Genomic DNA, 11,768 nt, shown 5'->3' on the forward strand with positions numbered 1-11,768 from the left:
TAAAGCGTTTCGGGAGGTGCGTTGAGAGGTGCGTGTAACAGAAAGTGTCATTGTGGGGACCGTGCTGCGCAACATCCAGCGCAGTTTTGAAACCAGGGAAGAACTGCAGCGGCGCCTGGCGACCGGGAAAAAGGTCGCCCTGGCGTCCGACGGGCCGGCCGACGCGGCGGAAGCTTTCCGCCTGCGGTCGGCGGTGAGGCGGGAGGAGCAGTACAGCCGCAATGCGGCTATGCTCCGGGAGTGGCTCGACGCGCAGGACGCCGCCCTTTCCCAGGCCTGCGATGTGCTGCAGAGGGCGCGGGACCTCGCCGTTCAGGGGGCGAGCGACACAAACGATTACGCCTCGCGGAGGTTCCTGGCGCTCGAAGTGGCCCAGCTGTTCGGACACCTGCTCCAAATAGCCAACAGCAGGTTCGGGGGGCAGTTCCTGTTCGGGGGCAGCCGGACCGAAGAGGCCCCGTTCCTGCCGGACGGTACCTATGTAGGGAATGCTGACCGGCTGGAACGGGAGGTGGGCTTCAACCTTACGGTTCCCGCAGGTCTCGATGGCGGGGCTGTCTTCGGTCCGGCCTTTGCTGCCCTGGTGTCGCTGCGGGCCGCGCTGGAGAGCGGTTCCGGTAGCGATATTTCGGACCGCATCGGCGACATCGACGCGGCCCTTGACAACATCCTGGCGGTGCGGGCCGAAGTGGGGGCACGGCGCAACAGGGTGGACGACGCCGGCCGGCTGGCGGACGAGAAGGTGTACACGGCACAGCGGCTGCTTGCCGAAGTGGAAGACGCGGACCTGCCCCTCACGGCTGTACAGCTGTCCGCGGCCGAGGCCGGTTACCAGTTTGCCCTGAAGGCGGGAGCGTACCTCGTGCGATCTTCCCTCCTGGATTTCTTACGGTAAAAGGGAGTGATTTCGTGGCGACCGTAAGTCTCTGCATGATCGTGAAGGACGAGGCGGAGAACCTGCCGCGATGTCTGGAGAGCGCCCGTGGGGCTGTGGACGAAGTAGTGGTGGTAGACACCGGATCGTCGGACGGAACGCCGGAGGTGGCGGCGGCGTTCGGTGCGCGGGTGCTTCACGTATCCTGGACGGACGACTTTTCCGCCGCGCGGAATGTGTCCCTTGACGCAGCACGGGGGGACTGGGTGCTCTGGCTGGACGCGGACGAGGAGCTGGTGGACCCCGGTGCTGTGCGGGAATCAGTGGAACGCGCCGGGGAAGTCTCCGGTTTCCTGCTGACCGTGGTGAACTTCATCGGCACCGACACGCCTGGTCCGGATGCCGTAGCAAACCCGTCCCTGCGGCTGTTCCGGAACAGGCCGGAACACCGGTTTTCGGGGGCCATTCACGAACAGATAGCGGCGGCGGTAGCTGCTACCGGCCCGCTGGGTTGGTGTCCAGCTAGAATCAACCACTATGGTTACTTGCTTCGGTCCGTGTTAAAGAAGGCCAAGGTGGAGCGCAACCTGGGGATACTAGAACGGATGGCAAGAGAAAACCCGCGTGACTCCTTTACGCGGTTCAACCTGGGGGTCGAATATACGCGGCTCTGCAGGTGGGAAGATGCGCTGCGGGAGTTCCAGGCGGCGTTTCCCTCTTTACCGGCGGGATTGGAAACAGCTTACGCCCCGGTGCTGCTGAAAAACATCGTCCTCTGCCTCCGGGAGCTAGGGAGGTACGACGAAGCGATGGCCGTGCTTCGCGACGCTGAGGCGGCGTACCCGGATTACACCGACCTGACTTATGCCCGGGGTGCAGTATTACTGGCCGCAGGTTGCTGGTCGGAAGCGGTGCGGGCGTTCCGCGAGTGCCTCCGGAGGGGTGAATCGGGGCAAAGGCACATTACGGAGCTAGGGGTCGGTGGATACAAGGCGCTGACTGGCTTGGGCTTCGCGCTCTGGCGCATGGGCGACCGCCAGGGGGCCGCCGTTTCCCTGGCGGAGGCTCTCCGGCAGGAGCCCCGCTGTGCGGAGGCCGCATGCGCGCTGGCAAATGTGCTTTTGGACGGCGGTATGGCGCCGCGGAACGTTGCCGCAACAGTGGCACCCCTAGCGAAAGGCGCGGCGGTGCGGGCCCTGGCGGGTCTTTTTCTGGAGCGGCGCTGTCCCGAGGAGGCCCTGGCGGTCGCTGGTGGGGACAGGGTGGTGCGCGCACGCTCCTTCTGGCAAAAAGGTGATGTTGCGGTAGCGCTGAATGAGCTCGAGGGGGTCGGCACTCCAGAAGCAGCCTGGTTGCGCGGTGTGTTTTTGGCTGCGAAAGGCGATTCTGCAGGGGCGGTTGCCGAATTCGAAAGGCTACGGGAATTGCTGCCGGAACATGCTGAGGCAGGCCTCGCCTTTGTGGGTCGCGGAGGGAAACCTTCTCCCGTGGCCCTCGGCGATCTCGCTTTGCTCTTGGCTGAAGGGGGGTGGCGCGAAGGGGCCGTAAGGGCAGCGGAGCTTTGCAGCGACCCCGTCGCAGCGGGGGATGTGCTGCGGCGGGCCGGATTGCGTGAGGAAGCTGCACAGCGGTACACAGGTGCGTGGCTGGCGGGAGCGGAGCTCCACGCAGAAGCATTGGACTTTCTGGTGGCGGTGGCTAAAGAGCATGGCATGGTAGAGGAAGCGGTGTTGCTGGCGGAGGCCGCATGGCAGAAAGCTCCGACCCCGGCGCGATGCGTCAGGCTGGCAACCAGCCTGGCGGCCGCGGGGAGGCCGGGCGATGCACTTGAGGTCCTGCGGGAAGGGGGGAGGATGTTTCCTTACGCTGAAACTATGGAGCTCGCATACCGGGCGATAGAAATAGCCCGGAATATATCGCAAGTTTCAGAAGAAAGCGGAAAAAGGGGGTAACAGTGGTGGCTTATATTGCGCCGTTTCAGTTTACAGGGTTGGCCTCTGGGTTCGACTGGAAGGCGGTAGTCGACCGCCTGATGGAGATCGAGCGGCGTCCCGTAGATTTGCTGAGGATGAGGCAAAAAGCTTTTGAGGACAAGCTCTTTGCCTGGCAGAGTATAGCTAGCGTGCTAGGCGACCTGAAAGCAAAACTGGAAGAGCTCGGAGTCCCTGACGCGTTCTACCGGTTAGCGGCTGTTTCTTCTGATCCTGCTGTGCTGTCCGCGTCTGCCGGGTCGGGTGCCACCGCTGGGGTCCATACCGTCGAGGTAAGGGCCCTGGCGCTGAACCAGACAGTTGCGTCGGATTCGCAGCCCGATGGTTCTCTGGGGCTTTCGGGTACCTTCGAAGTCAATGGCCGGCAGGTAGAAGTAACATCAGCCGACACGCTGGCGGACATAGCGGACAAAATCAACCGTGCCAATGCGGGTGTAGTCGCCTGGGTTGTGGACGGCCGCCTGGTGGTCAGGAGCCTCACACCGGGCACAGCGGGTGCTCTGAGCATGCGCGACGTGTCGGGGACCGTACTCCAGACCTTAGGAGTGCTCGGTTCGGGCAACCTGGCTTTCAGGGCTTCGTACCTGAAGAGTGTGGCGCCGGACCCTTTGTATCCGGACGGAGGCGGAGAGTTTACTGATGGCCTGGAAGGCACGGACATTACGGACGGCCTGAGTTTCGGATATTCGGGAACCGACCTGGGGGTGCCCGGTGGCGGTCCGGCTACTGTAGAGGTTACCGTTGACCTTGGCCAGGTGGCGAACCTGACTGGGGTAAAGTTGGTCTCGGGAGGGGGTCCGAACTCGAGTTACTGTGCTGATTCTCTGGAGGTACTGACAAGCACAGATGGAGTTAATTTTGTGTCGCAGGGGAGCGTTTCGGGAGCGAACGCACGCCAGCTAACTTTGGCTTTTACGACCCAAGCGCGGTACGTGAAGTTCCGGATCACCAAGAACTTTGCCCCGGCAGATCAGCCTGGCGACTGGTTGTTCTTGGACGAGGGTTACGTCTACGGTACGGGATTTAAAAACCTCCTGCAGCCCGCCCAGGACGCTTCCGTGGTGGTGGACGGGATAGATGTGAAGCGGGGTTCTAATGTGATCAGCGATGCGGTTCCGGGCGTTACTCTGTCTCTGAAAGGGACTGGCTCAGCTACGGTGACGGTCCAACCTGACGTGCAGGCCGTAGCGGGAGAAATAGAAGCGGTGATCAAGGCTTATAACGCAGTTCTTGATAGGTTGGGGACGGTACTGGCGAAGGGGGCCGTGCTTCAGGGGGACACCTCAGCGGTAGGTATACAGGTAGCCCTGCGGAGGCTGGTCTCAGGGTACGCCGATAAACTGAGGGAGCTGGGCATTGCTTCTGCGCTGGATGGCAAGCTATCCGTTGACGCAGGAAAGCTGGCCGATGCGTTGCAGCGTGATCCTGCTGCCGTCCGCGCCGTGTTTTTCAACAGCGAGCGTACGGGCCTGGGCGACAGGCTTTTGGCCATGCTTGGTGGATGGATTGGCATAACAGGCAGCATCCAGTCTACTGAAAGCAGCCTCAACAGGACGATAAGTTCCATCCGTGAGCAAATTGAAACCCTTGAGCGGCGGTTGGAGGTTCGGCGTCAGGTTTTGACGGCACGGTTCCTTGAGATGGAGCGTGCGCTTACTTTGTTACAGTCCCAGGTCGCTGACCTGAGCCGCCTGGCGGTACAGCAGTAAACACAGAATAGTGTTATTTTAGTTCTGCGGGAGGGAGCCATTTTGGAGCAGCAAGTTTTCGACTACCTGGAGAACAAGATACAGACTGCTTCACCGGGCAAGCTGCTGCTTATAGCGTACGAAGGAGCATTGCGGTTGCTTGGGCAGGCCGAACGGGCGTTGCGGGAGGGCAATTACCCCGCGGCAGTCCGTTCTTCGGTGCGAGTCCAGCAGCTCATGGCCGAATTAACCAAAGCACTTGACCCGACGGTAGCCCCAGACCTGGTGGAAAATCTAGAAAAGCTTTACGACTGGGTTTCCCGGGAAACCGCGGACGCCGTCAGTAAGCAACAGCCAGAGAGACTGGAAGGACCGAAGAAGGTAGTGGAGGAGCTGTATTCGGCGTGGCGGGAAGCGGTGCTGAAGGCAGAATCGTGCAGCTCAGCCGGCTCATCAAAGAGGCCGTCGAGCGTGGCGAGATAAGACAAGCGATAGAGCTTCTTGAGGAGCGCCGTCGTGAGATAGCGGCGCTACCTCCCGATCCTTCGGAGGCGGCCGCGGCAGTGGCGGTGGACCGGGAGACCGAACGGGTGCTCCGGCAGGCTCTGGAGGAAGTGTGCCGGGAGCTTGTGCACTCGCGGGAAGTGCTGGAAAAGGTAGAGGTACTGCTGGGGACGCTCTCCGTTTCCGAAGGGAGGGGAGACGTTGGTTATTTTTGCTGAGGTTTGCAGAAGTTAGAGGAGGTGCAGGGTGTGAAGGGGCTTATTCTGGCCGGTGGCAGGGGCACGCGGTTGCGGCCGTTGTCGTATACGACGGCGAAGCAGCTGATACCCGTGGCCAACCGGCCTATCCTCTTTTACGTGATGGACGCTATTGTGAACGCCGGCATTACGGAAATCGGTGTGGTCGTCTCTCCCGAGACCGGTGACGCTGTGCGGCGCGCACTGGCCGACGGTGCTCCCTGGGGGGCAAAGCTGACTTTCATCCAGCAGGATTATCCGGGAGGTCTCGCGCATGCCGTCCGCGTGGCCCGCACTTTCCTGGGAGACGAGCCTTTTCTCATGTACCTGGGGGACAACCTCATTCAGGGCGGTGTGCGGGAGCTGGTTGAGGCGGGGCGGTCAGGACCCCAGGATGCCCTGATACTGCTTAAAGAAGTTAGTGATCCCCGGGCGTTCGGTGTGGCTGTTTTAGACGAAGAGGGGCGCGTGGTGCGATTGGTGGAAAAGCCGGAAGAGCCCCCGAGCAGGCTAGCGCTGGTAGGCGTTTATGTCTTCACGTCGGCCGTTCACCGGGCTATAGAGCGGATCCGGCCGTCGTGGCGGGGCGAGCTGGAAATAACAGACGCCATCCAGGAGCTCATTTACATGGGTTGCCGGGTAGAGGCCCGCCTTCTGGACGGCTGGTGGTTGGACACCGGGAAAAAGGACGACCTGCTGGAGGCCAACAGGGTGGTTCTGGACGAGTACGCGCGTACGCGCGTAGAAGGAACCGTGGACGGGTCCAGCCGGATTATCGGACGGGTAGAAATCGGTCCCGGAAGCCAGGTAATTAACAGCGTTATCCGGGGGCCGGTGATTGTCGGGACCCAGGTGACGGTCTTGGACTCCTTTGTTGGGCCCTATACGGCCATAGGTGACCGTGCCGTGCTGAAAGGCGTGAGCATTGAGCATTCAGTAGTGCTGGACGGGTGTCATCTTGAACGAGTGGAGCACATCGAGGACAGCGTGCTGGGCTGTAACGCGCGGGTCTTGGGCGGTGTTTCCAGCCGGCGGGCCCTGAGGCTGTTTTTGGGAGATGACAGTGAGGTGATTTTATAAGTAATGAGTAATGAATTTGTGCATGGCGAAATAGATGGTGTCGTGGTAAAAAGTCTGACCAAGCACGTAGACGAACGTGGCTGGCTCTGCGAGCTCTTCCGGCAAGACGAACTCCCCCGGGAGGTTCACCCCGTGATGAGCTACGTTTCTCTCACGTTGCCGGGGGTAGTGCGCGGCCCGCATGCTCACCAGCAGCAGTGGGACTACTTCTGTTTCGTAGGGCCTTCCAACTTTAAAGTGTACCTGTGGGACAACCGGCCTGGGTCTGCCACCTTCGGCCGCATGATGGTGCTTTACGCCGGTGAAGACGCTCCGAAGGCGGTGGTCGTGCCGCCGGGCGTGGTGCACGCTTACAAGAACGTGGGCTGGCGGCCGGGGCTGGTCTTCAACGCCCCGAACCGGCTTTACGCCGGGTGGGGCCGGAGCGAACCGGTAGACGAAATCCGCTGGGAGGAAGACCCGGACAGCGTTTTCAGGGTGGATTGACTGTGCGGTACCTCATCTTGGGTGCTGGGGGACAGCTCGGCCGTGCCTTCCGGCAATTTTTAGAACAACAGGGGTACGAAGTAGTCGCTTGCGGGCGCGCTGAGGTGGACGTGAGTTCTCCGGGGGCGTTGCGGAGGGTGTTTTCTGCCACCCGGCCCGACGTGGTGATCAACTGCGCTGCGTACAACCACGTGGACCTTGCCGAGCGGGAGTGGGAGCAGGCGCTTTCGGTTAACGGCACCGCCGTGAAAAACCTCGCGTTGCTGACCCGGGAACACGGTGCTGTGCTGGTGCACTACAGCACGGACTACGTCTTCGACGGCGAGAAGGGGGCCCCGTACATGATTTCCGACCTTCCGCGGCCCCTTTCGCGGTACGGTAAAAGCAAGCTCATAGGTGAAGAGTTCTTACGAGCCCTGGGGGACCGGTACTACCTTATCCGCACCAGCTGGGTTTTCGGCCCGGGGAAAGAAAACTTTATTACCAAGGTTCTGGCATGGGCGGGGCAAAGGGAAGAACTGCGCATTGTGACCGACCAGGTGTCCTGCCCTACTTACACCCGGGACCTGGTGGAAGGCACGCTGAGGTTGTTGGCCACCGGGCGCTACGGTGTGTACCACTTGACCAACACCGGCTACTGCAGCCGTTACGAGTGGGCCCGGTACATCCTTGAGAGGGTCGGCTGGCGGGGCAGGCTCGTGCCCGCAAGGAGCGCAGACTTCGGGCTCCCCGCACCGCGCCCGCACTTTTCGGCGCTCGACAACTCGCCCCTGCCGGAATTGCTGAACTGGGAAATGCCGCCGTGGCAGGACGCAACCAGGAGGTTCCTGGCGGAATTGGGGTTTGCGGAGTAGCGGGGCCCCACCCTTGAAAGGTGTGGGGCCCCGCTCTCTTATGTGGGGGTGGCCGCTGGGTCCGTCCGCTGTGGCGAAGTGGCCTCAGCGGCGCGCTCTTTGCGGTTTGGTGCGTTCGTTCTCGAGTTGCGGGTGCATCTCGGGTTTTCCGACGGCATGGAAGACATTTTCGGAGAAAGGAGGGAGCGGTGTCCTACCCTCGGCATCCAAAAGCATGGGCAGGGGCACCGCGCGGGCTAGTGAAACTGCTTGTTACCGGTGGTGCAGGCTTCATTGGGAGTACGTTTGTCCGCATGGCCGTTGCGCGCGGTTACGGGGTGGTCGTGCTGGATAAGCTGACGTATGCCGGGGACACGGAGCGGCTTCAGGGCACCGGTGTTCCTTTCTATAGGGGTGACGTGAAAAACCGGGAACTCGTCGAGGCTGTTCTGGAGCACGAGAGGGTGGATGCCATTGTCCACTTCGCCGCGGAGACGCACGTGGACCGCAGTATACTGGACGCGTTCCCTTTTGTCGAGACCAATGTGGGGGGCACGCAGGTGCTGCTCGATGCGGCCCGCACGAGGGGAATAGGGAAGTTCGTTTACGTGTCTACCGATGAAGTTTACGGGGAACTAGGGCGGGACGGAATGTTCACGGAAGAAAGCCCCATGCGGCCCAATTCCCCTTACGCAGCCTCCAAGGCGGCCGCTGATATGCTGGCCCTGGCGTATCACCGCACATACGGCGTGCCCGTTTGCGTGGTGAGGCCGTGCAACAATTACGGTCCGTGGCAGTACCCGGAGAAGCTCATTCCGGTGGTGATTTACAAGGCGCTGGCGGGGCAGCCGGTCCCCGTGTACGGCAAAGGGGAAAACGTGAGGGAGTGGCTGTACGTGGAGGACTGCTGTACGGGGATTCTGGCGGTGCTCGAGAAGGGGCGGCCAGGTACGGCGTACAATCTGGGCAGTGGGGAGGAAAGGACCAACCTGGAGGTAGTGCGGAGTATCTTGGGGTTATTAGGTAAAGACAGCGGGTTGATAAAGTTTGTAAAGGACCGTCCGGGGCACGATTTCCGCTACCGGGTGGACTTCTCGCGCGCGGTACGCGAGCTGGGTTTCAGACCGCGGGTGGCTTTTCCGTGCGGCCTGGAACTCACCGTGCGTTGGTATCTGGAGAACCGGAAGTGGCTTTTTGAAAAGGCGCGCCAGCTCGAAGCCCTGTGGAGTAGCGTGTACCGGGAGGGTGCCGCGTGCTGAGGCGGAAAAGAACATGGGTCCTTATGGCGGTTGCCGCGGCCGCAGCAGTGGCCTTTGCGGCGCCGGCGATGGCGGCCGAAAGCCTCAGGATACCAGACGACCTGGCATCCCCGCGCGGATTTTTGTACGTGACCGGTGTGCTGACGGCGCTGGCGATGGTCCCGCTGATCCTGGTGTCGCTAAGCTCCTTTACGCGGATAGTGGTGGTGCTGTCCTTTTTGCGGAACGCCGTCGCGACCCCGCAGATACCGCCCAACCCGGTAATCATCGCGCTGGCCCTCTTCCTTACGGCTGCGACGATGGCCCCGACCTGGGAGCGCGTATACTCGGAGGCCGTGCGGCCGTACCTTGCAGGCGAAATCGGGGCGGCCGAGGCGGTGGCCAGGGGAGAAGCCCCCTTGCGGGAGTTCATGCTGCGCCACACCAGGGAAAGTACGCTCAAAATGTTTCTGGACTATCTGGACGTTAAGCCGGAGACGCCCCAGGACACCCCTATGCGGGCCCTAGTACCCGCGTTCATGGTGAGTGAGCTCCGTACCGCGTTCGAGATGGGGTTTATGCTTTACCTGCCGTTTCTTGTTATTGACCTGGCCGTCGGGACGGCCCTCATGTCGTTCGGCATGATTATGCTGCCGCCAGTGATGGTGAGCTTACCCCTCAAGCTCTTGGTGTTTGTGCTTGCTGACGGTTGGGACGCCGTGGTGAGCTCGCTGCTGGCAAGTTATCATTGACGGGGGTGATGTTTTTGACGCCCGATGGTGCCGTATATCTGCTACAGGAAGCATTGAGGGTCCTGCTGGTGCTGGCCGGCCCCCTTCTGGTCGGCGGGCTGGTGATCGGTTTGGTTGTCAGCCTTGTCCAGGCCGCGACGCAGATGCAGGATATGACCCTTTCTTTTGTGCCGAAGCTGGCGGGCGCCGCTGTTTTGCTTGCGCTTTTTGGACCGTGGCTTCTTCAGGTAGCCGTAGACTACGTGAAGCGTATGCTTTTATCCTTGGGGGCAGGCATTCCTTGAGCGAGGCCTATTCTTTCCTGACGTGGAAGTTTGCTCTGGTTTTTTGCCGCGCGGCCGGCCTCGTGTGGGCGGCACCGGTCATCGGGAGCCCTATGGTGCCGGCTCCTGCGCGCGCGGCCCTTTCTCTTTTTCTGGCGCTGGCGGCGTACCCGCTGGTCCCGGAGTCGGTTGCCGCCGGGCCGTTGGCCGCCGCGGGCGAAGTGATGTTCGGCCTTGCGGCAGGGACCGCCGCAAGACTGGCGCTGGAAGCGGCGGGCTTTGTGGGAGGGGTGTGGGACGTACAGGCCGGCCTGGGGATGGCGAACCTACTGGACCCTGCTACAGGGCAAGGGGTGTCGCTCCTCGGTGGGCTCCTGACGTTCGGTTCTGCGGCGGTGTTTGTGGCCGGGGGTGGCGTCGAGACAGTGCTGGCGGGCCTTCTTTTTTCTTTTGAGGCCCTTCCCCCCGGGGGACCGCCAATGGTCTCCGTGGCCGAAGTCTGGCTGAGGGTGGCCCCCGCCTTTTTTGCCCTGGCGGTGTCGTCGGCACTGCCGGTCGTGCTCGTTTTGTTGGTTGTCGATGCTTTTCTGGGCATAACCGGGAGGACCGCTCCGCAGGTCAATGTGTTTTCTATAGGGTTTGCACTGCGGCTGGCGGTGCTCTTTCTTGTTCTGGTGGCGGTCCTGCCTCACGTGCTGCACGCGGTCTCTGCGGCTGCCCTGGAATGGGCTACGGAGTTCTGGAAGGGCTTTGCAGGCTGATGTCTGGTGGCCTGGTACGGGGTGACCCGTCTTTTAACGGCAAAGGGAGGGGGAAGATAGGTTGTCTGATCAAAAGGTGCCAGCGACGCCCAGAAAGCGGGCTCGTATGCGGGAGCGCGGCGTCGTGCCGCGGAGCCCGGAACTGGCCGGGGCGCTCGCCTTCCTGGCGGGTCTTGCCGCCGGGACCGCATCGCTACCGGGGGCCCTTGAACGCATAAGGGATTTGCTGTGGGGGAGCGGGGGCGGGGGCGTGTCAGGGGCGGCCCTTGCGGCGGGTACTACGTTTATAACTGTTGTGGGCCCGGTCGCGGTTGCTACGGCGCTCGGTGCGGCCGCCGGAGTGCTGTTGGGGAGCGGGGCTTCGCTGGCTTGGCGTGTGGATGCAGGAAGGATCAACCCTGTCGCAAACTTGGCGCAGGTGTTTTCGCGGCGGGCCTGGGCGGAGGCGCTCAGAGCGGCGGTCAGGGTCGCCACCGTGGGGGTTGCGTCTTGGCTTGCAGTCCGCCGGGTCCTGCCGTCGCTTTTGGGTTCTCCAGGCGCCGCCGGTAGGGGCGTGCTGTCCGCAATGTGCTGGATTGCCTTAGCTGCTGTGGCTGTAGCGGTTCTGGACTGGTGGTGGCGGCGCTGGGAGTACGAGCGCATGATAGCGATGACGCCCGAGGAACTGCGCGAGGAGACGAAGGAGACGGAGGGCAACCCGGAGGTGCGAAGGCGTTTGCGCCAGTGGATGCGCAGGCTAGCCCAGTCCCGCTCTTCACTGAGGAACGTCCGGTCGGCGTCGGTGGTAATCACTAACCCTACGCGGTACGCGGTGGCACTCCGGTACCGGCGAGGGTCTGACCCAGCTCCCGTGGTGGTAGCAAAGGGTACGGGCCGGTTGGCGGAGCGCATACGTGCGGAGGCCCTGCGCGCGGGCGTGCCCGTTGTCCCCAATCCCCCCCTCGCGAGGGCGTTGTACCGGTTAGAGATAGGGCGTTTTATCCCCCCGGAACTTTACAGGGCCGTGGCCGAAGTGCTTGCCCAGATCTGGCGGCTATCAACGTCGGACAAAAGGTGGTGATC

Annotated in this window: 14 protein-coding genes and 1 pseudogene; all 15 read left to right on the forward strand. The window is 62.2% G+C overall.

Going from position 1 to position 11,768, the window contains the following annotated elements; genetic code table 11:
* Positions 1-28 precede the first annotated feature (28 nt).
* The 15 genes and pseudogenes from flgL to B9A14_RS07960 all read left to right on the forward strand — a co-directional run bounded on the left by flgL (position 29) and on the right by B9A14_RS07960 (position 11,766).
* On the forward strand, positions 29-895 hold the full coding sequence (gene flgL / locus B9A14_RS07905; protein WP_084665173.1) for a flagellar hook-associated protein FlgL: 867 nt from the start codon (positions 29-31) through the stop codon (positions 893-895).
* A gap of 35 nt (positions 896-930) precedes the next feature.
* Complete coding sequence (locus B9A14_RS07910) at positions 931-2,826, forward strand: TPR domain-containing glycosyltransferase (protein WP_084665174.1); 1,896 nt, start codon at positions 931-933, stop codon at positions 2,824-2,826.
* 80 nt (positions 2,827-2,906) lie between these two features.
* Positions 2,907-3,287, forward strand: a pseudogene (locus B9A14_RS18265) (flagellar cap protein FliD N-terminal domain-containing protein); the annotation flags it as partial.
* 84 nt (positions 3,288-3,371) lie between these two features.
* On the forward strand, positions 3,372-4,574 hold the full coding sequence (gene fliD, locus B9A14_RS07915; protein ID WP_231967968.1) for a flagellar filament capping protein FliD: 1,203 nt from the start codon (positions 3,372-3,374) through the stop codon (positions 4,572-4,574).
* Between the two features lie 42 nt (positions 4,575-4,616).
* On the forward strand, positions 4,617-5,036 hold the full coding sequence (locus tag B9A14_RS07920) for a flagellar export chaperone FliS (RefSeq protein ID WP_172839091.1): 420 nt from the start codon (positions 4,617-4,619) through the stop codon (positions 5,034-5,036).
* An 80-nt stretch (positions 5,037-5,116) separates the two neighbouring features.
* Entirely contained in the window at positions 5,117-5,275 is a 159-nt protein-coding gene (locus tag B9A14_RS17415; RefSeq protein ID WP_172839092.1) for a hypothetical protein, read from the forward strand.
* Between the two features lie 30 nt (positions 5,276-5,305).
* Positions 5,306-6,373: a glucose-1-phosphate thymidylyltransferase gene (locus tag B9A14_RS07925; RefSeq protein ID WP_084665177.1), complete on the forward strand. Its 1,068-nt coding sequence runs from the start codon at positions 5,306-5,308 to the stop codon at positions 6,371-6,373.
* Positions 6,374-6,376: 3 nt separating this feature from the next.
* Positions 6,377-6,859 (forward strand): dTDP-4-dehydrorhamnose 3,5-epimerase family protein, encoded by a 483-nt coding sequence (locus B9A14_RS07930; protein WP_084665178.1) that lies wholly within the window; start codon positions 6,377-6,379, stop codon positions 6,857-6,859.
* 2 nt (positions 6,860-6,861) lie between these two features.
* Positions 6,862-7,713 (forward strand): dTDP-4-dehydrorhamnose reductase, encoded by an 852-nt coding sequence (rfbD, locus tag B9A14_RS07935; RefSeq protein ID WP_084665179.1) that lies wholly within the window; start codon positions 6,862-6,864, stop codon positions 7,711-7,713.
* A 239-nt stretch (positions 7,714-7,952) separates the two neighbouring features.
* Positions 7,953-8,951, forward strand: coding sequence for a dTDP-glucose 4,6-dehydratase (gene rfbB, locus B9A14_RS07940; RefSeq protein ID WP_084667084.1), 999 nt, complete (start codon positions 7,953-7,955; stop codon positions 8,949-8,951).
* Positions 8,945-9,682, forward strand: coding sequence for a flagellar type III secretion system pore protein FliP (fliP, locus tag B9A14_RS07945; protein ID WP_197686589.1), 738 nt, complete (start codon positions 8,945-8,947; stop codon positions 9,680-9,682). Before rfbB ends, fliP begins: the two co-directional genes overlap by 7 nt.
* Positions 9,683-9,696: 14 nt before the next feature.
* On the forward strand, positions 9,697-9,966 hold the full coding sequence (gene fliQ, locus B9A14_RS07950; RefSeq protein ID WP_084665180.1) for a flagellar biosynthesis protein FliQ: 270 nt from the start codon (positions 9,697-9,699) through the stop codon (positions 9,964-9,966).
* On the forward strand, positions 9,963-10,706 hold the full coding sequence (locus B9A14_RS07955; RefSeq protein ID WP_172839093.1) for a flagellar biosynthetic protein FliR: 744 nt from the start codon (positions 9,963-9,965) through the stop codon (positions 10,704-10,706). The genes fliQ and B9A14_RS07955 overlap by 4 nt, the downstream gene beginning before the upstream one ends.
* Complete coding sequence (locus B9A14_RS17715) at positions 10,706-10,924, forward strand: hypothetical protein (RefSeq protein ID WP_231968034.1); 219 nt, start codon at positions 10,706-10,708, stop codon at positions 10,922-10,924. Before B9A14_RS07955 ends, B9A14_RS17715 begins: the two co-directional genes overlap by 1 nt.
* Positions 10,831-11,766: an EscU/YscU/HrcU family type III secretion system export apparatus switch protein gene (locus B9A14_RS07960; RefSeq protein ID WP_231968012.1), complete on the forward strand. Its 936-nt coding sequence runs from the start codon at positions 10,831-10,833 to the stop codon at positions 11,764-11,766. The genes B9A14_RS17715 and B9A14_RS07960 overlap by 94 nt, the downstream gene beginning before the upstream one ends.
* The last annotated feature ends 2 nt before the right edge of the window (positions 11,767-11,768 follow it).

It is taken from the genome of Thermanaeromonas toyohensis ToBE, from assembly GCF_900176005.1.
In the GTDB taxonomy this organism is placed as follows: Bacteria; Bacillota; DSM-521; order Neomoorellales; family Neomoorellaceae; genus Thermanaeromonas; species Thermanaeromonas toyohensis.